We start from the raw sequence: 18333 nt of genomic DNA, 5'->3' as shown, positions 1-18333 counted from the left end.
CATTATCTCATCCGCGCTTAAAGGCCGGGCCTTAGGCTTGGGGGTAATGGACGGGGAGCTTCTGGCCCAGGGTTTGCGCAAGCGCTACGGCCCCAAGGAGGTGGTGCGGGGGGTGGACCTCCACCTCAGGCGGGGGGAGATTGTGGCCCTCTTCGGGCCCAACGGGGCGGGGAAGACCACCACCTTCTACATGGTGGTGGGGTTCATCAAGCCCACCGCAGGACGCATCTACCTAAAGGGGCAGGAGGTGAGCCGCCTGCCCATGTACCGAAGGGCTCGGCTTGGCCTCGGCTACCTGCCCCAAGAGCCCAGCGCTTTCCGGCGCATGACCGTGTTGGAAAACCTCCTCGCCATCCTGGAGTTTCAACCTCTTTCCAAAAAAGAGCGCCTGGAAAAGGCCAAGGCCCTCCTGGAGGAGCTGGCCATTTACCACCTCAAAGACCGCATGGCCTATGCCCTTTCCGGGGGGGAAAGGCGCAGGTTGGAGATCGCCCGGGCCCTTTGCACCGACCCCGACTTCATTCTCCTGGACGAGCCCTTTACCGGGGTGGACCCCAAGAACGTGCGCGAGATCCAAAAGGTCATCGCCGAGCTCCGGGAGCGGCGGGGGGTGGGGGTCTTCATCACCGACCATGCGGTGCGGGAGACCCTGGCCATCACCGACCGGGTCTACCTGATGTACGACGGCCAGGTGCTCTTCCACGGGGACCCCGACACCTTCGCCCAGGACCAGGGGGTAAGGCGGCACTACCTGGGCGAGGATTACGAGCTTTAGATGACCTTCTGGGCGCTTCTTTTCCTCCTCGTGATCCTTTCCGCCCTGGTGGCCTACCTGGGGGACCGGGTGGCCAAGTGGGCGGGAAAGCGCCATTTCCGCCTTTTCCGCCTTCGTCCCCGTCAGACCGCCACCCTCATCGCCGTCTTCACCGGGGTGGGGATCGCCCTCTTGAGCTACCTGGGCTTCCTTCTGGTCTTCCGCGAGGCCCGGGAGGTGATCCTGCAAGCGGAGGCCATCCGAAAGGAGCGGGACCAGCTTAAGGTGGAGCGGGGTGTTCTCCTCCAGGCTAAGGCGGCCATGGAGGCGGAGGCGGCGCAGGCCTTGGCGGAGCTCAACGCCTTGCGGCAGGAAAGGCGGGAGCTTTCCGAGGCCCTGGCGGCGGCGGAGGCCTTGCGGGGCCGCCTCGAGGCCGAAGCGCAAGCCCTGGCCCGACAGGTTCAGGCCCTCACCCAGGAGCGAAAGGACCTTCTCCAGGAAACAGAGAGGCTTAAGGCGGAGCGGGAGGAGCTGGCGGCCCTCCTCACCCTAAAGACCAAGGAGCTTGGGGAAAGGAGCCGGGAGCTCCAGGGCCTCGAGGCCCGTCTAAAGGCCCTGCAAGAGGCGGCGCGGGGGCTAGAGGCGGAAAGGCGCCGCCTTCAAGGGGAGCTCGCCAAGGCCCTGGCCCGACTGGAGGAGGCGCGGCAGGAGCGGGGCCACCTCGCTCAAGAGGCGGAGGGCCTCAGGGCGAACCTGGAGCGCACCCGCGGGGAGCTCCGCCAGGCGGAGGAGCGCCTCCGAAGCCTTTTGGCCCAAGCCGAGGCCCTGCAAGGGGAAAAGGGGCAGCTGACCCAGAGCCTGGTGCGGCTTAGTCAAGGGCTTTACCTGGGGGAGGTGCGCCTGGGGGCGGAGGAGGGCCGGGCGGTGCTGGAGAGGGTGGCGGAAAGGCGGGCCCTCCTCCAGGGCTTCCGGGGGGCGGAGCTTCTGGGGGAGGCCAGGGGCCCGGGGCTTGCGGTCCTCGAGGGGGCCGGGTACCAAGAGGGGAGGCTTTTGGTGCGGGTGCGCTTTTACCCGGAAAGGCGGGCCTTCGCCGAGGGGGAGGTCCTCAGTAGCGCCACCTTCCGCCTGGCCACGCCAGCCCGCAACCAGGAGGTCCTGGAGCGCCTGGGGGAGGAGGCGAGGAAGCGCCTGCTGGAAGCAGGGTTTCCCCCAGAATACGCCACCTTCCCCTCCCCGGAGGAGCTCGCCCGGGGCCTTTCCCTCCTAAAAGGGCAACGGGGGGTAGTGCGGGTGGGGGTGGTGGCGGAAAAGGAGCTATGGACCACGGAGCGGCCCTTCCTCGCCTACCGGCTCCTTGGGGGGCCGCCGGGCCCGGAGGTACCGATCCCGACCCGCCAGGTCCCGTAGCACCTCCGCTTCAAAGCCCCTTTCCCGAAGGGCTTCCCCCAGGCGGTGGACGTTTTCCGGGGCCAGTTCCAGAAGGAGAAAGCCCCCTGGCCTTAGGGCCCTTTCCGCCTCCAAGGCTAAGGGCCAGGCCACGGCGAGCCCCTCCTCCCCGGCGTAAAGGGCCAAAGGGTTTTCGTAGGCGAGCTCCGGAGGGGCCGCCTCCCGGTAGGCCTCGGGGAGGTAGGGAGGGTTGGCCACCACCAGGTCTAGCCCCTTAAGCCCCCCGGTGAGGGGGGCCTTGAGGAAACGCACGGCGAGGCCGAGCCGCCTGGCGTTTTCTTCCGCTAGGCGCAAGGCCTTCTCGTCCACCTCCGTGGCGAAGACCTCCGCCTCGGGGAGGTGACGCTTCAGGGCCAGGGCAATGGCCCCGGTGCCCGTGCCCACGTCCAAGATCCGGGGCCTTGGGGGGAGGGGAAGGGCCAGGGCCAGGGCCACCAGGCCCTCCGTTTCGGGCCGGGGGATAAGGACCCCCTCGGCCACCTTTAGGGGCAGGCCGAAAAACTCCACCTCCCCCAGGAGGTACTGCAAAGGGTAGCGGGAAAGCCGCTTTTGCAAAAGGGCCCAAGCCCTTTCCTCCGCCCCCTCGGGCGGGGGCTCCGCCAGCCTGAGGAGGAGGTCCTTCCGGGAAAGCCCCGTTGCTAAGGCTAGGAGATCCCAGGCTTCCCCTTCGGGGAGGCCCGCTTCCTTAAGCCGCGCCTGAAGCGCTCGGAGGAGCCTTATCACGGGGGTAGACCACCACGTGGCGCGCCTCGCCCTCCCCCTGGCTTTCCGTGGTCACCTGGGGGTGGTTCTTGAGGAGCATGTGGACGATGCGCCGTTCCGAGGGGCGCATGGGGGGAAGGTGCAGGGGCTCCCCGGTCATGGCCACGGTCAAGGCGGCGTCCTCGGCGATGCGCCGGATCTTGTCCTCCTGGCGCTTGCGGTAGCCGGCGGCGTCCAGGACCACCCGGTATTCCCCACCGAAGTGCTTGGCCAGGACCACCCCCGCCAGGTATTCCACCGCCTTCAGGGTGCGCCCCTCCTTGCCGATGAAGCGGCCCAGGTCCCCGCCTTTGACCTCCGCCTTGAGCAGGTTTCCTTCCTGGCGGATTTCCACGTAGTGCGCGGGGTCCAGGCGGAGAAGGAGGCCCACCAAGAAGGCCTCCAGCACCTCCTTGGGCCCTTGGGGGCGGGCTTCCTTGCCCGCTTCCTTGAGCTCCACCTCCACCGGGGCCTCTTCCAAGACCCCGAGGTCGGAGAGGAGGTCGTCAATGCTCTTTTTCTTCTCGTCCATGCCTCAAGTTTACGCCGCCACCGGCTTCAGGCTCCGGTTGATGAGCCACTGCTGCACCACCCCGATAAGGTTGGAGAGCACCCAGTAGAGGGTTACGCCCGAGGGGAACTGTAGGACCAGGAAGATGAAGATCAGGTTCATGAAGAGGCTTTGGCGGATGAGGTCCTTGTTGCCGTGGGCGGAAAGCCAAGTGGAGAGGAAGGTGGTGGCCACGTAGAGGGCGGGAAGGACATAGAAGGGGTCGGGCAGGGCCAGGTCGGGGATCCACAAAAGCCCCTGGCCGAACTCGTAGTTGGCGATCACCTTCCAGAGGATGAAGAGGATGGGCATCTGGATGAAAAGGGGTAGGCAGCCGGCGGCGGGGTTCACCTTGTGCTCCTGGTAGAGCTTCATGGTGGCCTCCGCCCGCTTGTTGGGGTCGTCCTTGTACTTCTCGTTGATCTTCTGGATGAGGGGCTGGAGGCGTTGGATCTCCGCCATGCTCTTGAATTGCTGGTGCATTAAGGGCCAAAGGAGGAGGCGCACCACCAGGGTGAGGAAGAGGATGGCCAGGCCCCAGCTCCCCGTGTAGCGGAAGGCCGTTTCCATGAGCCAAAGAAGGCCCAAGGAGAGCTGGCCCCAGATGTTGGGGCTAAAGAGCCCGGGCAGGGAGAGGAGTCCCTCCACGTGGAAGCGCACCAGCTCGTTCTGGCCGCCATAGAGCTTTAAGGGGCTATCCCCCTCGAGCCTCACCTCCCCTTCCTTGCCCACCAGCTTGCCGGAAAAGGGTTCTTGGGCGAAGGCCACCAGGGCGTAACCCGCCTTGGGCTTGGTCTGCCAGGCCAGGTAGCGCAGGAGGCCTTCCCCGCTGGGGGCGGGCTCTTGGGCGCCAGCTGGTAGGACCTTGGGCTGCCCCTGGGCTTTGAGCTTGAGGGTGAGGGGGAAGTCCGCCTCCACCTGCAGGGTGTAGCGCCCCTTTTCTATGCGGTAGGTGAGGGTGCCTTCCCGCCCCTGAAAGCGGGCCAGGAGGCGGCCATCCTCCACCAGGAACTCCGCCTTTTCCGGGGTAAAGCCTTCCGGGGCCACCACGGGGCCCTCTTCCGCCAGGTTGGGGGCCCGGGTGTAGTCGCCGATGCTGGTACCCTTGTAGGTCTTCACGTACCAGCCCACGATCTGGCCCCTTGCGTCAAAGGCCAGGTCCATGAGGTTGGTCACCGCCACCTTTTCCGGGGTGCCGTCCCCGTTCACGTCCGCTTCCTTGAAGGTGGCCTCGAGGGCCAAGGCGGGCACCAAAAGGGCCACTAGGGCCAGGAGCTTCCTCATCGCCCCGCCTCCTTCCTGGGTGGGAAAACCTGAGGCACGGGGTCAACGCCACCGGGGTGCAAGGGGTGGCACTTCAGAATCCGCCGCGCCGCCAAATAGCTCCCCCAAAAGGCCCCGTGGCGCTCCAGGGCCTCGAGGGCGTAGGCGGAACAGGTGGGGTGAAACCGGCAGGTCTTAGGCTTTAGGGGGGAAACGTACCGGCGGTACGCCTTGACCAGGAGTACGAGGAGCCTGCGCACGCCGCCTATTGTATCAGCCCGCTTTTCCTCAGGGCGCGCACCAGGTCCTGGAAGAGCTCAGCGTAGCTCGCCTCCCGCGCCTCGGGGCTCGCCACCACCAGGAGGTGGGCCTTGGGTAGGTGGAGGCGGCGGAGGATCTCCCTCAGGCGCCGCTTCACCTTATTGCGTACCACCGCCTTGCCCACCTTTTTGGAAACCACGATGCCCACCCGGAGCTCGGGGGCCGGCAGCCACTTCACGCTCACATAGCGACCCCGCCCCGTCTTGCCCTTGCGCAGGCGGGCGAAGGCCCGGTCGCCCTTGAGGGCAACGAGTTTGCCCCCCGGGGTGGGGGGCGGGGCCTTTAGGCGTTCACCTTGGGCGTGAGGCGCCAGCGGCCCTTCTGCCGCCTGCGCTTCAGCACCTTCCTGCCGCCTGGGGTCTTCATGCGGGCCCGGAAGCCGTGGGTCTTGGCCCGCTTCCTCCGGTTGGGCTGCCAGGTCCTTTTCATTCATTTCCCTCCCTGGGGCGAGCGCCCCGATACCCTAAAGAGTGTAGCACAGAAAGCCCTGTACCCAGTCTAACGGTTTTTTACACCCAGGCGGCATAACGTTGACATTTCCCCGCCACCCCCCTTATACTTCCCGGCAAACGGTCGTTAAGGAGGAGCCCGTGGCCCAGCTACTCGTGGAGAACGTCACCCTAACCTTTGGCGGCGTGGCCGCGCTGACCGCCGTCTCCTTGCGGGTGGACCAGGGGGAACTCGTTTCCATCATCGGCCCCAACGGGGCGGGGAAGACCAGCCTCCTGAACGTGATTTCCGGCTTCTACCACCCCCAGCGAGGGCGCATCCTCTTCGAGGGCGAGGAGATCACCCGGGCAAGCCCCCACGAGATCACCCGGAAGGGCATCGCCCGGGCCTTTCAGAACATCGAGCTTTTCTCCGGCCTCACCGTCTTGGAGAACCTCATGCTGGCCCGGCACACCCACCTCCGCTACGGCCTCCTTCAGGCGGGGCTCTTTTACGGCCGGGCCATGGCGGAGGAGGTGAGGAACCGCCGCTTGGTGGAGGAGGTCATCGACTTCATGGAACTGGAGCCCTACCGCAAGGCCCTGGTGGGCAACCTGCCCTATGGGGTGCGGAAGCGGGTGGAGGTGGCCCGGGCCTTGGCCCTTTCCCCCAAGCTCCTCCTCCTGGACGAGCCCATGGCGGGGATGACCCTGGAGGAGAAGGAGGACATGGTGCGCTTCATCCTGGAGATCCGCGCCCAGGGCACCACGGTGATCCTCATCGAGCACGACCTCGGGGTGGTGATGGACATCTCCGACCGGGTCTACGTCCTGGACTTCGGCCAGGTCATCGCCGAGGGCCCGCCGGAGGCCGTGGCGCAAAACCCGAGGGTGCAGGAGGCCTACCTGGGGGTGGAGGCGTGAAGGGGATCCGGCCCTCCTACGAGATGAAGCGCTACACCCTGCCCCAGCTCCTACGGCTTCGCGCCTTGGAGGAAGGGGACCGGGTGGCCTTGCGGGAGAAGGACTACGGCATCTGGAACGAGATCACCTACGCTGAGTACTACGAGAAGGTCCTCCTCTTCGCCCACGGGCTTCTGGCCTTGGGGTTTGAACCGGGGGAGCGCCTCGCCATCATCGCCGACAACATCCCCGAGTGGCTTTACGCTGAGCTGGGCACCCAGGCGGTGCGGGGGATTAGCGTGGGGGTCTACCAAAGCTCCTTGCCCCCCGAGATCGCTTACATGCTCGCCTACACCGGGGCGAGTCTGGTCCTGGCCGAGGACCAGGAGCAGGTGGACAAGCTCTACGAGATCCGGAACGAGATCCCCCAGGTGCGCCACGTCATCTACGAGGACCCCAAGGGCATGCGGGGCTACCGGGATCCCTGGCTCATCTCCTTTGAGGAGCTTTTGGAGCGGGGCCGGGAGCACCGCAAGCGCCACCCCGAGGCGGTGGAGAGGCTCCTCCTTGCCGCAAGCCCGGAGGAGGTTTGCCACCTCTCCTCCACCTCCGGCACCACGGGGAGGCCCAAGGCGGCCATGCTCCGCCACCGCAACCTGATCCACATGGGGGTGGCCTTGCAGGAGGTGGACCCCCTCGAGCCCACGGACGATTACCTCTCCTTCCTGCCCTTGGCCTGGATTGGGGAGCAGATGATGTCGGTGGCCATGGCCCTCACCGGGGGCTTCGCCGTGAACTTCCCCGAGGCGGTGGAAACCGCCCTAAACGACCTCAAGGAGATCGGTCCCCACGTGATGTTCAGCCCTCCTAGGGTTTGGGAGGGGATCCAGAGCAACATCTGGGTGCGCATCTCGGAAAGCCCCGCCTTCAACCGCTTCGTGTATGAGAGGCTCCTGCGCCTGGGCTACCGGGCGGCGGAGTACCGCATGCGGGGAAGGCCCATGCCCTTTGCCCTTCGCCTTGCCTACGTTTTGGCCGACCAGGTCCTTTTCAAGCCCCTCCGCGACCAGCTGGGCTTCTTGCGCCTGCGCCGCGCCTACACCGGCGGGGCCGCCTTGGGGCCCGACGTGTTCCGCTTCTACCACGCCATCGGGGTGAACCTGAAGCAGATTTACGGGCAGACGGAGATCATCGGCATCGCCTTCGTGCACCGGGATGGGGACGTGCGCCACGACACCGTGGGCCTGCCCATTCCCGGCACGGAGGTCAGGATCAGCGAGGAAGGGGAGATCCTCCTCCGCTCCGACGCCGTGTGCGCCGGCTACTGGGAAAGGCCCGAGGCCACGGCGGAAACCTTCCGGGACGGGTGGCTCCACACCGGCGATGCCGGCTACCTTACGGAAGACGGCCACCTGGTGGTCATCGACCGGCTCTCCGACGTGATGCGCACCGAGCGGGGCAGGGTGTTTAGCCCTCAGTTCGTGGAGAACAAGCTCAAGTTCTCCCCCTACATCAAGGAGGCGGTGGTGTTTGGCGACCGCAAGCCCTTCCTGGCGGCCTTCATCAACATCGATCCCCAGACGGTGGGCAAGTGGGCGGAGGACCGGGGGCTCGCCTACACCACCTACCTGGACCTTTCCCTGAAGCCGGAGGTGGCGGCCCTTATCCGTAAGGAGGTGGAGCGGGTGAACGCCGAGCTTCCCGAGGAGCTCAGGATCCGCCGTTTCGTCCTGTTGTACAAGCTTCTGGACGCCGATGACGAGGAGCTCACCCGCACGGGCAAGGTGCGCCGGGGGCTCATCGCCAAGAAGTACGCCCCCTTGGTGGAGGCCCTTTACGGCCAGGGCAAGGAGGTGGAGGTGGAGGCGGAGTACCGCTACCAGGACGGGACCACGCAGCGGGTGCGGGCCCGGGTCCCGGTCTGGGACCTGCGGGAGGAGGTGTTGGCGTGAGCTTCCTCCTCGAGCTTGTGCTTTCCGGGGTAGTCCTGGGGCTCATCTACGCCTTGGTGGCCCTGGGCTTCGTCCTCATCTATAAGGCAAGCCGGGTGGTGAACTTCGCCCAGGGGGAGCTTTTGGCCATCGGGGCGTTTTCCGCCCACTTCTTCCTGGTGAACCTGAAGCTTCCCGTGCTCTTGGCGTTCCCCTTGGCCTTGGCCTTCACCGCCTTGATGGGGTATTTGTTGGAGCGGCTTTTCCTCAAGCGCCTGGTGGGGCAGCCCATCATCTCCGTCATCATGGCCACCATCGGCCTGGCCTTTTTCCTGGATGGGCTTTTGCACCTCACCCCCTACGGGGCGGGAAGCTACGGCTATCCCCCCTTCCTCCCGGAGGGCGGGGTGAGCCTCCTGGGGGTGCGGGTTTCCTACGCCCAGCTCCTTGCCCTCTTCCTCACCGGGGCTTTCTTGGTGCTCTTTTCCTGGTTTTTCCAGCGCTCCACCTTGGGGGTGGCCATGCGCAGCGTGGCCGACGACCAGATGGCGGCCATGAGCCTGGGGGTCTCCGTGGCCAAGGTCTTCGCCTTGGCCTGGGCGGCCGCCGGCTTGGCGGCGGCGGCGGGCGGGGTGATGGTGGGGACCCTCTCCGGCCTCAACCTGGACAGCCTGGTCCACATCGGCCTCCGGGTCTTCCCGGTGGTGATTTTGGGGGGGCTGGACTCCATACCGGGAGCGGTGGTGGCGGGCATCCTCATCGGCGTCTTGGAGAACCTGGCGGCGGGCTTTCTGGACCCCTATATCCCCGGCGGGGGCACCCGGGACGTCTTCCCCTTCCTGGTGCTTCTCCTGGTCCTTTGGTTTAAGCCCCACGGGCTTTTCGGCACGGAGGAGATCGAGCGCGTATGAGAAACCCTTGGGCCCAGACCGGCAACTACCGCACCCGCTACCGGCAGGACACCAGCATCTTCGCCACCCACCGGGAACTCCTTTCCCTTTTGGCCTTCTTGGCGCTTCTTGGGGCGTTGCCCCAGTTCCTCTCCCGCACCCAGGTTTTCATCCTGGACCTCATCCTCGTCTATAGCATCGCCGTGCTCGGCCTGAACATCGTCACGGGCTACGCTGGCCTCATCAACATCGGCCAGGCGGCCTTCATGGGGGTGGGGGCCTACACCGCCGCCCTCCTGGCGCCCCAGGGCCTTCCCTTCTGGCTGGTGATCCCCACAGGGGGGCTGGTGGCCGCCTTTTTCGGCTTCCTGGTGGGCATTCCCAGCCTCAGGGTGAAGCACCTCTATTTGGCCTTGGCCACTTTGGCCTTCCAGATGATCTTTGAGTGGAGCGTGGGCCACCTGCCCCTCCTCAAGCAAGGGGGGGCGATGGACCTGCCCCGGGCCAGCTTCTTGGGCTACGAGGCGGGGTTTCGCAACCACTTCCACTTCTGGTACTACGTTTCCCTGGTGGCCCTTATCCTCCTCGCCCTCTTCTTCCGCAACCTTCTCCGCACCAAGTACGGCCGCGCCCTCATCGCCGTGCGGGACAACGACCGGGCGGCGGACGCCATGGGCATGGACCCGGGGCGCACCAAGCTCTTCGCCTTCGCCCTGGGGGCCTTCTACGCCGGGGTGGCGGGGGTGCTTTACGCCTACCTCTCCCGGGCGGTGGTCATCGAGGACTACGTCTTCGCCCACTCGGTGAAGTACCTGGCCATGGCCATCGTGGGAGGGCTTGGCACCTTGGTGGGAAGCTTCCTCGGCCCCCTTTTCCTGGTCCTGTTGGACGTGAACATGGAGGCCCTCTCCAACCTGATCAAGGCCTTGGGCTTCAGCGTGGCCGGGGTGGATGTGGCCAGCGCCCTCAGGCCCTTGGCCTTCGGCCTCATCATCGTGCTCTTCCTCATGTTTGAGCCGCGGGGGCTTTACAACTGGTGGCGCATCGTGCGGAGCTACTTCCGCACGTGGCCGTTCAAGTACTAGAGGGAGGGAAGTATGCGCAAGGGTTTGGCGGCGGTTTTGGCGGCGTTAGGCCTGGCCTTGGGCCAGCAGCAGGTAACCCTTTTCTGGTCGGGGGCCATCACCGGCCCCACCTCGGAAACGGGGGCCCCGTACGGGGCGGGAATCGAGGACTACTGCCGGCACATGGCCCGCTCCATCCCGGGGGTGGTGCTGAACTGCGTGGTGCGGGACGACCGCTACGATAACGCCACCACGCAACGCCTTTTTGAGGAGGCGGTGGACCGGTTTAGAATTCCCGTCTACCTGGGCTACAGCACGGGGGGCATGCTGCAGATGAAGGCCCTGATCCAGGAGCTCAAGATCCCCACCTTGCCCGCCTCCAACCATGTGGGCCTCATCGATCCCCCCAACGGGGACTATTACTTCATCCCCGTTTCCACCTATTCCGAGCAGGTGGTGGCGCTCCTGGAGTACATCGCCAAGCAGAAGCGGGGGGCCAAGGTGGCCCTGGTGGTCCACCCCTCCCCCTTTGGCCGGGCCCCGGTGGAGGATGCCCGCAAGGCGGCGGCCCAGCTGGGCCTCCAGATCGTGGACGTGCAGGAGGTGGGGGCGGGGAACCTGGACAACACCGCTCTCCTCCGGCGCTTTGAGGCGGCGGGGGTGGAGTTCGTGGTGCACCAGAACGTGGCGGGTCCCGTGGCCAACATCCTCAAGGACACGCGGCGGCTCGGCCTTTCCGGCAAGATGCGCCACCTGGGGGCGGTGTACACCGGTGGGGTGGACCTCTTGAGCCTGGCGGGGGAGGCGGCGGAGGGGTTCCTCTGGGCGAGCCCTTACTTCACCGCCCAGGAGGATACCCCCGGCATTCGCCTGCAAAAGGACCTGGTGGCCCGCTTCGGCCGTCCGGCGGGCTACGTGGAGAACCACAACTACACCGCGGGCATGTTGGCGGCGGCCATCGCCATAGAGGCCATGAAGCGGGCCCAGGAACGCTTCAAGCGCATCACCAACGAAACCGTGTACCAGGCTATCGTGGGCATGAACGGGCCGGCCGCCTTCAAGCCGGGGCTCGCCGTGTCCACCAAGCAAGGGATTGAGGTGGACTTCACCAAGAGCGAGCGCACGGGGGCGGAGGGGTTGCGGATCCTCGAGGCCAAGGGGGGCCGCTTCGTCCCCATCACCGAGCCCTTCACCTCGGCCCTCTTCCGCAAGGTCCACTACGGCAAGTAGCCTCTGTGGCCCGGGGGGCGCCCCCCGGGCCTTTCCCCCACGCCATGAGCCTGAACCCCACGCGCCCAGAAGACCTCGGCCCCACCCTTCTTTTGGTCAACAACATCGAGGTGGTCTACCACGACATCATCCAGGTGCTCAGAGGGGTTTCCCTCAAGGTGCCCGAGGGCCGGATCACCGCCCTTTTAGGCCCCAACGGGGCGGGGAAAACCACCACGCTAAGGGCCATATCCGGCCTCCTCATCCCCGAGGACGGGAAGGTGGTGCGAGGCGAGATCCTCTACGGGCAAAGGCCCATCCACGGCCTGCCCCCGGAGGAGATCGTGAAGCGGGGCATCGTCCAGGTCCTGGAGGGGCGGCGGGTCTTCAAGCACCTCACGGTGGAGGAGAACCTGAGGGTAGGGACCCTTACCCGCAAGGAAGCCCGGCTTAGGGAGGAGCTGGAGCGCATCTACCACTACTTTCCCCGCCTGGCCGAACTCCGCCACCGTCTGGCAGGGTACTGCTCCGGGGGGGAGCAGCAGATGATCGCCATCGGGCGCGCCCTCTTGGCCAAGCCGAGACTTCTCCTCTTGGACGAGCCCTCCTTGGGCCTAGCCCCCCTTTTGGTGCGGGAGATTTTCGATATCGTGGCCCGGGTGAACGCCGAGGAGGGGGTCACGGTCCTGGTGGTGGAGCAAAACGCCCGGGTGGCCCTTTCCATCGCCCACTACGGCTACATCATGGAAACGGGGCGGATCGTCCTGGAGGGGGACCGGGACTACCTTTTGCAGAACCCCGATGTCCAGGAGTTCTACCTGGGGGTGAAGGGCGGCGGGCGGAAGAGCTTCAAGGAGGTGAAGGCGTATAAGCGGCGGAAGCGCTTCATGTAGCCCTTGACCAAAAAGTGAAAACTCAGTATCGTTAAGGGCGTGTGGGCCCTGGAGGTGGAGGACCTCGCCGTGCGCCTGGGGGAGTTCTGGGCCCTGGAGGGGGTTTCCTTCCGGGTGCCCGAAGGCGCCTTCGTGGCCATCGTGGGGCCCAACGGGGCGGGGAAGAGCACCCTCCTCAAGGCCCTTTTAGGCCTGGTGCCCTTCCGGGGGAGCGTGCGGGTGCTGGGCCGCCCCCTGGCCGAGGCCGATCCCCTTTGGTTCGGCTACGTGCCCCAGATCAAGGCCTTTGACCGCACCTTTCCCGCCTTGGCCCTGGAGCTGGTGGCCACGGGGCTTTTACGGCGCTGGCCCTTCCGCCTAAGCCCTTGGGTGCGGGCGGAGGCCCTCCGCGCCCTGGCGCGGGTGGGGGCGGAGGGCTTGGCGGAAAGGCCCTTGGGCCGGCTTTCTGGGGGGCAGCTCCAGCGGGTTTACCTGGCCCGGGCCTTCGTGCGTCGGCCCCGGCTCCTCTTCCTGGACGAGCCCGCCACGGGGGTGGACCGGGCGGGGGAGGTGGACCTGTACCGCTACCTCGAGGCCTACCAGGCGGAAACGGGGGCCACGGTCCTCATGGTCACCCATGACTGGGAGGCGGCCCACCACGCCAGCCACGTTCTGGTGCTCAACCGAAAAGCGGTGGGCTTTGGCCCACCCGAGCGGGCCTTGAGCGAAGAGTGCCTTCGCCAGGCCTTCGGCCACCTGGGCCACGCCCACGGCCTCTATCTGGGAGGTGGCGGTGCTTGAGGCCTTGGCGTACCCCTTTTTCCAGCGGGCCCTCCTGGCTGGGCTTTTGGTGAGCCTTTTGGCCGGGCTTCTTTCTCCCTTTGTGGTGCAAAGGCGGCTTTCCTTCCTGGGGGACGGCCTGGCCCACGCCGCCTTCGCCGGGGTGGCCTTGGGGCTTTTCCTGCGGGGGGAGCCCCTTTGGTTTGCCCTCCCCTTCACCTTCTTGGTAGCCCTGGCCATCACCTTCGTGAAGGAGCGCACCGAGCTTTCCGAGGACACCGCCATCGGCGTCTTCTTCGCCCTTTCCGTGGCCTTAGGGGCGGTTTTCCTGGCCAAGGCCAAGGGGTATGTGGGGGACGCCATGGGCTACCTCTTTGGCTCCCTCTTGGCGGTGGGGCCGGAGGACCTTTGGGCCTTGGGGTTCCTTTGCCTCGTGGGGCTTTTCCTCCTCCCCCTTTGGGGGAGCTTGGCCTACGCCACTTTGGACCGGGAGCTCGCCCTGGCGGACCGCCTGCCCGTGGTTTTTCACGACTACCTCCTTGCCGGCTTCATCGCTGTGAGCCTAGTTCTGGCGGTGAAGGTGGTGGGGGTCCTTTTGGTGGCGGCCTTTTTGGTCATTCCCGGGGCCACGGCAAGGCTTCTTGCTCCCACCTTCGCCCGCATGACCCTCCTTTCCCTCCTCTTCGCCGCCCTATCCACCCTCCTGGGCCTTTTCCTCTCCTTCCTCCTGGACTGGCCCAGCGGGGCCAGCGTGGTCCTGGCCCAGGCAGGGTTCTTTGCCCTGGCCTTCACAAAATGGCTATTTTCGCACGGCAAATAGGGGTATACTGAGGGCATGTGGGTTTCCACGAAGGCCCAGTACGGCCTGAGGGCCCTGGTGGAGATCGGCCTCCGCGCCCCCGAGGCGGTGCCCCTTAAGGAGGTGGCGGAGGCCCAGGGCATCAGCCAGCACTACCTGGAGCAGATCGCCGCCCAGTTGCGCCGGGCAGGTTTCATCCGCTCCGTGCGGGGGGCCAAAGGGGGGTACCGCTTGGCCCGCCCCCCGGAGCGGGTCACCGCCTTGGAGGTGGTGGAGGCCTTGGAGGGAAGCCTCGCCCCCGTGTCCTGCATTGAGGACCCGGAAAGCTGCGCCAAAGTGGGGCAGTGCTCCACGGAGCTTCTTTGGAAGCGGGTGGACCTGGCCATGCGCCAGGTCCTGGGGGGGACCACCCTCAAGGACCTCATTGAGGAACGGAAGCTCATCGAGGCGAAGCGCCTCATCCAACTGGAGCCCACGGGGTAGGCTTAGGGGGTGCGCGGGATCTATCTGGACCACGCCGCCACCACCCCCTTGGACCCCGAGGTGCGGGAGGCCATGCGGGGGGTGGAAGAGGTGTTCGGGAACCCTTCTAGCATTCACCGCTATGGCCAGGAGGCCCGGCGGGTTTTGGAGGGGGCCAGGGAGAAGGTAGCCGCCCTTTTGGGGGTGCGGCCCCGGGAGGTGGTCTTCACCAGCGGCGGCTCGGAGGCGGACGCCTTGGCCCTTTTGGGGGTGGCCTTGGCCAAGGGGCGGGGGCACGTGGTGAGCACCGAGGTGGAGCACTCGGCGGTGCTCGGGGCTTTGCGCCTCTTGGAGCGGCTCGGTTTCGCCGTGACCCGGCTCAAGCCGGACCCCACGGGCCTGGTCTACCCCGAGCAGGTGGCGGAGGCCCTGCGGCCCGACACCATCCTGGTGAGCGTCATGGCGGCCAACAACGAGGTGGGGACCCTATACCCCATCTGGGAGATGGCCGAACTGGCCCACGCCCACGGGGTCCTCTTCCACACGGACGCCGTGCAGGCGGTGGGCCATGTCCCCTTCCGGGTGGAGGAGGTGGGGGCGGACCTGGTTTCCCTAAGCGCCCACAAGTTCTACGGGCCCAAGGGGATCGGGGCCCTGGTGGTGCGCCAGGGGGTGGACCTCTTTCCCTTGGTGCCGGGAAGCCAGGAGGGGGGAAGGCGGGGGGGGACGCCAAGCCCCGTCCTGGCCCACGGGATGGCGGTGGCCTTGGAGAAGGCCCTAAGGCTTCTTCCTGAGGAGGCGCCCCGCCTTGCCGCCCTGCGGGACCGCCTCGAGGCCGGCCTCCTGGCCGTGTCCGGGGTGGAGCGGAACGGCCACCCCACGGCCCGCCTGCCCCACCTGACCAACGTCACGGTGAAGGGGGCGGACGGGGAGGCGCTTCTCCTCGCCATGGACCTCCTGGGGGTGGCGGTGTCTTCCGGCTCCGCCTGCTCTGCGGGGAGCCTGGAGCCCTCCCACGTCCTCCTGGCCCTGGGCCGCCCCTCCAAGGAGGCCAAGGCCTCCTTGCGCTTTTCCCTAGGCCGCGCCACCACCCTCGAGGAGGTGGACCAGGCGGTGGCCGCCTTTAAGGAGGCGGTGGCGCGGGCCCGGGCTTAGCCCCGCTTCTTGGCGAACTCTTCCCTGAGCTCCCGCCTTAGGATCTTCCCCACGCTGGACTTGGGGAGGCTTTCGCGGAACTCTAGGATGCGGGGCACCTTGTAGGCGGCGAGGTGTTTGCGGCAGAAGGCTTCGATGTCCTTCTCCGTGACCCTGCCCCGGTACTCGGGCTTGAGGACGAGGAAGGCGGCCACGGTTTCCCCGCGGTAGGGGTCGGGGACGCCCACCACGGCGGCTTCCTGGACGGCTTCATGTTGGTAGAGGACCTCTTCCACCTCGCGGGGGTAGATGTTGTAGCCTCCGGCGATGATCATGTCCTTTTTGCGGTCCACGATGTAGAAGTAGCCGTCTTCGTCCATGCGGGCCATGTCGCCGGTGAAGAGCCAGCCGTCCTTGAGGGCCTTTTGGGTTTCCTCGGGGCGGTTCCAGTAGCCTTTCATGACGTTGGGGCCCCTGACGATAAGCTCGCCCACCTCGCCCAGGGGCACCTCCCGCCCCTCCTCGTCCACCACCTTGGCCTCCACGCTGGGAAGGGGCATGCCGATGGAGCCCTTCTTCACCACCCCCTCCACCGGGTTGGAGTGGGTCACGGGGCTGGCCTCGGAGAGCCCGTAGCCCTCGATGAGCCTGGCCCCGGTGATCTCTTCAAAGCGCTTGGCCACCTCCACCGGCAAGGGCGCCGCCCCCGAGAGGCAGATGCGGATGCTCTTGACGTTGCGCTTCTCGATCCCGGGGAAGTTGTTGAAGGCCACGTACAGGGTGGGCACCCCGGGGAAGTGGGTGACCTGGTGCTTTTCTATGGCCTCCACCACGGCGTGGATCTCCGGGCGGGGCAAAAGGACGATCTTGTAGCCGGAAAAGAGCCCGTAGTTCATGGCCACGGTCATGCCGTAAACGTGGAAGAAGGGCAGGGCCCCCAGCATCACCCCCTTGCCCAAGAGTTCCCTCGAGGTGGGGTCCCAGGCGTCGATCTGCAGGACGTTGGCCACCAGGTTGCGGTGGGTGAGCATGGCCCCCTTGGAGACCCCCGTGGTGCCGCCCGTGTACTGCAACAGGGCCAGGTCCTCAGGGTCGGCCACGTGGGGCGTGGCGGGGGGGCGCTTGAGGAGGTCTAGGAAGGCGTGAAACCCTTCCCGCTTGGGGAAGCCCAGGGGGAGCTTGTCCCTTTTGGCCTTCAAGGGGTAGAGGAGGTTTTTGGGAAAGGGGAGGAAGTCCTTAATCCCGGTGACCACCACCCGCTTCACCGGGGTTTCCTTCTCCACCTCGAGGAAGCGGGGGAGGAGGTGGTCCAGGATAACCAGGGTTTCCGCCCCTGCGTCCTTAAGTTGATGCCGAAGCTCCCTCGGGGTGTATAAGGGGTTCACGTTCACCCCCACGCCCCCCGCCAGGAGGGTGCCGAAGAAGGCCAGGACAAACTGCGGGGTATTGGGGAGCATGATGGCCACCCGCTCCCCTGGCTTCACCCCCAGGTCCATAAGCCCCTGGGCGAAGCGGCGGGCAAGCTCCCAGGTTTCCCCATAGGTTAGGGTCTTCCCCAAGAACTCCAAGGCCACGTTCTGGGGAAAGCGCTTGGCGCTATCCTCCAAAAAGCGCCAGAGGGGAATGGGCGGGACCGTTATTTCCGCCGGTACACCGGGGTCGTAATGGGCCAGCCAGGGCTTCGTGCCGACTTCAGACATGCTACCCTCCTTTGCCCTACAGGCTACCAGACACTTTATACCGCGTTCAAGAGCATGGGCTGGTGTAGCATGGATAGCGGAGGTTTCCTATGCGCTTCCGTGACCGCCGGCACGCCGGAGCCCTCTTGGCTGAAGCCTTACAACCCCTGGGCTTAGAGCGCCCCGTGGTTTTGGGAATACCCCGGGGTGGGGTGGTGGTGGCGGACGAGGTGGCCCGGCGCCTGGGGGGCGAGCTGGACGTGGTCTTGGTACGCAAGGTGGGGGCCCCCGGCAACCCCGAGTTCGCCTTGGGGGCGGTGGGAGAACGGGGTGAGCTCATCCTCCGCCCCTATGCGTTGCAGTTTGCTGACCGAAGCTATTTGGAGCGGGAGGCGGCCCGGCAAAAGGACGTGATCCGCAAGCGGGCGGAGCGCTACCGCAAGGTGCGCCCCAAGGTGCCCCTGGCCGGAAGGGACGTGGTGTTGGTGGATGACGGCATCGCCACCGGCGCTAGCATGGAGGCGGCCCTTTCCGTGGTCTTGGCGGAAAACCCCAGGCGCGTGGTGGTGGCGGTGCCCGTGGCCAGCCCGGAAGCGGTGGAGAAGCTTAAGGAGCGGGCGGAGGTGGTGGCCCTTTCCACGCCCCCTGACTTCGCCGCCGTGGGAGCCTACTATCTGGACTTCAGCGAGGTCACGGACGAGGAAGTAGAGGGCCTTTTGCTACAATGGGCGGCATGAAGCCCGTGGTCAAGCAGGCGGCCAGCGTGGAGGCCCGCCCCGTGGAACGGGGGGAGAAGGCCTTTATCCAGGTCCTCATCGGTCCTGAGGACGGGGCGCCCCACTTCATCACCCGCAAGTTCACCCTCCTCCCGGGAGGGCGGATCCCCAAGCACAAGCACCCCACCATAGAGCATGAGCAGTACGTGCTCTCCGGGCGCATGAAGGTCTTGTTGGGGAACGAGGTGCGGGAGGTGGCTGCGGGCCAGGCGGTCTACATCCCCCCCGACACCCCGCACGCCTACGTGAACGAGGGGGAGGAGCCCGTGGAGTTCCTCTGCGTTATCCCCAAGACCAGCGCCTACGCCACGGAGTGGCTGGAGGAATAAGG

General features: G+C 66.3%; 21 protein-coding genes. 14 read left to right on the top strand and 7 right to left on the bottom strand.

Going from position 1 to position 18333, the window contains the following annotated elements:
* Positions 1 to 46: 46 nt before the first annotated feature.
* Entirely contained in the window at positions 47 to 775 is a 729-nt protein-coding gene (lptB, locus tag ABXG85_RS03065; protein ID WP_353512267.1) for an LPS export ABC transporter ATP-binding protein, read from the top strand.
* A complete protein-coding gene (locus tag ABXG85_RS03060; protein ID WP_353512266.1) occupies positions 776 to 2161 on the top strand; it encodes a DUF3084 domain-containing protein in 1386 nt (461 codons plus the stop codon).
* On the opposite strand, the gene prmC is transcribed toward ABXG85_RS03060, so the two are convergent.
* From prmC to rpmH, 6 genes are read right to left on the bottom strand one after another with little or no spacing between them, the layout of a single operon-like run.
* The gene (gene prmC, locus ABXG85_RS03055; protein WP_353512265.1) at positions 2069 to 2923 is read right to left on the bottom strand and encodes a peptide chain release factor N(5)-glutamine methyltransferase; all 855 of its coding nucleotides are present in this window, start codon (positions 2921 to 2923) and stop codon (positions 2069 to 2071) included. The two genes, ABXG85_RS03060 and prmC, sit on opposite strands and share 93 nt — an antisense overlap.
* The gene (locus tag ABXG85_RS03050) at positions 2886 to 3473 is read right to left on the bottom strand and encodes a Jag family protein (RefSeq protein ID WP_353512264.1); all 588 of its coding nucleotides are present in this window, start codon (positions 3471 to 3473) and stop codon (positions 2886 to 2888) included. Before ABXG85_RS03050 ends, prmC begins: the two co-directional genes overlap by 38 nt.
* Before the next feature lie 9 nt (positions 3474 to 3482).
* Positions 3483 to 4775, bottom strand: a complete 1293-nt coding sequence (locus ABXG85_RS03045; RefSeq protein WP_353512263.1) for a YidC/Oxa1 family membrane protein insertase — start codon at positions 4773 to 4775, stop codon at positions 3483 to 3485.
* Complete coding sequence (gene yidD, locus ABXG85_RS03040; protein ID WP_353512262.1) at positions 4772 to 5014, bottom strand: membrane protein insertion efficiency factor YidD; 243 nt, start codon at positions 5012 to 5014, stop codon at positions 4772 to 4774. The genes ABXG85_RS03045 and yidD overlap by 4 nt, the downstream gene beginning before the upstream one ends.
* Before the next feature lie 5 nt (positions 5015 to 5019).
* Positions 5020 to 5388 carry a ribonuclease P protein component gene (rnpA, locus tag ABXG85_RS03035; RefSeq protein ID WP_353512397.1) on the bottom strand — a complete coding sequence of 123 codons (369 nt, stop codon included), beginning with the start codon at positions 5386 to 5388 and terminating at the stop codon, positions 5020 to 5022.
* On the bottom strand, positions 5358 to 5504 hold the full coding sequence (gene rpmH / locus ABXG85_RS03030) for a 50S ribosomal protein L34 (protein ID WP_014516087.1): 147 nt from the start codon (positions 5502 to 5504) through the stop codon (positions 5358 to 5360). Before rpmH ends, rnpA begins: the two co-directional genes overlap by 31 nt.
* 161 nt (positions 5505 to 5665) lie before the next feature.
* Here rpmH and ABXG85_RS03025 point away from each other — a divergent pair, with 161 nt between their 5' ends.
* Genes ABXG85_RS03025 through ABXG85_RS02980 form a run of 10 tightly spaced genes read left to right on the top strand, consistent with a single transcriptional unit; the run spans position 5666 to position 15568 of the window.
* On the top strand, positions 5666 to 6427 hold the full coding sequence (locus ABXG85_RS03025) for an ABC transporter ATP-binding protein (RefSeq protein WP_353512261.1): 762 nt from the start codon (positions 5666 to 5668) through the stop codon (positions 6425 to 6427).
* Positions 6424 to 8358, top strand: a complete 1935-nt coding sequence (locus ABXG85_RS03020; protein ID WP_353512260.1) for a long-chain fatty acid--CoA ligase — start codon at positions 6424 to 6426, stop codon at positions 8356 to 8358. Before ABXG85_RS03025 ends, ABXG85_RS03020 begins: the two co-directional genes overlap by 4 nt.
* Entirely contained in the window at positions 8355 to 9248 is an 894-nt protein-coding gene (locus ABXG85_RS03015; protein WP_353512259.1) for a branched-chain amino acid ABC transporter permease, read from the top strand. The genes ABXG85_RS03020 and ABXG85_RS03015 overlap by 4 nt, the downstream gene beginning before the upstream one ends.
* Positions 9245 to 10312 carry a branched-chain amino acid ABC transporter permease gene (locus ABXG85_RS03010; RefSeq protein WP_353512258.1) on the top strand — a complete coding sequence of 356 codons (1068 nt, stop codon included), beginning with the start codon at positions 9245 to 9247 and terminating at the stop codon, positions 10310 to 10312. Before ABXG85_RS03015 ends, ABXG85_RS03010 begins: the two co-directional genes overlap by 4 nt.
* A 12-nt stretch (positions 10313 to 10324) precedes the next feature.
* Positions 10325 to 11521: an ABC transporter substrate-binding protein gene (locus tag ABXG85_RS03005; protein WP_353512257.1), complete on the top strand. Its 1197-nt coding sequence runs from the start codon at positions 10325 to 10327 to the stop codon at positions 11519 to 11521.
* A 44-nt stretch (positions 11522 to 11565) separates the two neighbouring features.
* Positions 11566 to 12393, top strand: a complete 828-nt coding sequence (locus ABXG85_RS03000; protein WP_353512256.1) for an ABC transporter ATP-binding protein — start codon at positions 11566 to 11568, stop codon at positions 12391 to 12393.
* A 39-nt stretch (positions 12394 to 12432) separates the two neighbouring features.
* Positions 12433 to 13173 (top strand): metal ABC transporter ATP-binding protein, encoded by a 741-nt coding sequence (locus ABXG85_RS02995; protein ID WP_353512255.1) that lies wholly within the window; start codon positions 12433 to 12435, stop codon positions 13171 to 13173.
* On the top strand, positions 13166 to 13972 hold the full coding sequence (locus ABXG85_RS02990) for a metal ABC transporter permease (protein ID WP_353512254.1): 807 nt from the start codon (positions 13166 to 13168) through the stop codon (positions 13970 to 13972). Before ABXG85_RS02995 ends, ABXG85_RS02990 begins: the two co-directional genes overlap by 8 nt.
* Before the next feature lie 15 nt (positions 13973 to 13987).
* Positions 13988 to 14434, top strand: coding sequence for an RrF2 family transcriptional regulator (locus ABXG85_RS02985; protein WP_014516078.1), 447 nt, complete (start codon positions 13988 to 13990; stop codon positions 14432 to 14434).
* Positions 14435 to 14443: 9 nt separating this feature from the next.
* On the top strand, positions 14444 to 15568 hold the full coding sequence (locus ABXG85_RS02980) for a cysteine desulfurase family protein (protein WP_353512253.1): 1125 nt from the start codon (positions 14444 to 14446) through the stop codon (positions 15566 to 15568).
* Here ABXG85_RS02980 and ABXG85_RS02975 read toward each other — a convergent pair.
* Positions 15565 to 17247 carry a long-chain-fatty-acid--CoA ligase gene (locus ABXG85_RS02975; RefSeq protein ID WP_353512252.1) on the bottom strand — a complete coding sequence of 561 codons (1683 nt, stop codon included), beginning with the start codon at positions 17245 to 17247 and terminating at the stop codon, positions 15565 to 15567. The genes ABXG85_RS02980 and ABXG85_RS02975 overlap by 4 nt on opposite strands.
* An 89-nt stretch (positions 17248 to 17336) precedes the next feature.
* Between ABXG85_RS02975 and ABXG85_RS02970 the strand changes: the two genes are divergently transcribed.
* Both ABXG85_RS02970 and ABXG85_RS02965 read left to right on the top strand, forming a co-directional pair.
* Complete coding sequence (locus tag ABXG85_RS02970; protein WP_353512251.1) at positions 17337 to 17963, top strand: phosphoribosyltransferase; 627 nt, start codon at positions 17337 to 17339, stop codon at positions 17961 to 17963.
* Complete coding sequence (locus ABXG85_RS02965; protein WP_353512250.1) at positions 17951 to 18331, top strand: cupin domain-containing protein; 381 nt, start codon at positions 17951 to 17953, stop codon at positions 18329 to 18331. The genes ABXG85_RS02970 and ABXG85_RS02965 overlap by 13 nt, the downstream gene beginning before the upstream one ends.
* Positions 18332 to 18333: the final 2 nt, after the last annotated feature.

Origin of the sequence: Thermus sp. LT1-2-5 (assembly GCF_040363165.1) — a bacterium.
Taxonomy (GTDB): Bacteria; Deinococcota; Deinococci; order Deinococcales; family Thermaceae; genus Thermus.
This window is presented reverse-complemented; position numbering and strand designations above follow the sequence as displayed.

Coding starts and splice junctions, on each gene's coding strand:
- ABXG85_RS02985 (WP_014516078.1), top strand. CDS start 13,988: ATGTGGGTTTCCACGAAGGCCCAGTACGGCCTGAGGGCCCTGGTGGAG.
- ABXG85_RS03050 (WP_353512264.1), bottom strand. CDS start 3,473: ATGGACGAGAAGAAAAAGAGCATTGACGACCTCCTCTCCGACCTCGGG.
- ABXG85_RS03045 (WP_353512263.1), bottom strand. CDS start 4,775: ATGAGGAAGCTCCTGGCCCTAGTGGCCCTTTTGGTGCCCGCCTTGGCC.
- lptB (WP_353512267.1), top strand. CDS start 47: ATGGACGGGGAGCTTCTGGCCCAGGGTTTGCGCAAGCGCTACGGCCCC.
- ABXG85_RS02975 (WP_353512252.1), bottom strand. CDS start 17,247: ATGTCTGAAGTCGGCACGAAGCCCTGGCTGGCCCATTACGACCCCGGT.
- ABXG85_RS03060 (WP_353512266.1), top strand. CDS start 776: ATGACCTTCTGGGCGCTTCTTTTCCTCCTCGTGATCCTTTCCGCCCTG.
- ABXG85_RS03005 (WP_353512257.1), top strand. CDS start 10,325: ATGCGCAAGGGTTTGGCGGCGGTTTTGGCGGCGTTAGGCCTGGCCTTG.
- ABXG85_RS03010 (WP_353512258.1), top strand. CDS start 9,245: ATGAGAAACCCTTGGGCCCAGACCGGCAACTACCGCACCCGCTACCGG.
- ABXG85_RS02970 (WP_353512251.1), top strand. CDS start 17,337: ATGCGCTTCCGTGACCGCCGGCACGCCGGAGCCCTCTTGGCTGAAGCC.
- ABXG85_RS02965 (WP_353512250.1), top strand. CDS start 17,951: ATGGGCGGCATGAAGCCCGTGGTCAAGCAGGCGGCCAGCGTGGAGGCC.
- rpmH (WP_014516087.1), bottom strand. CDS start 5,504: ATGAAAAGGACCTGGCAGCCCAACCGGAGGAAGCGGGCCAAGACCCAC.
- ABXG85_RS03000 (WP_353512256.1), top strand. CDS start 11,566: ATGAGCCTGAACCCCACGCGCCCAGAAGACCTCGGCCCCACCCTTCTT.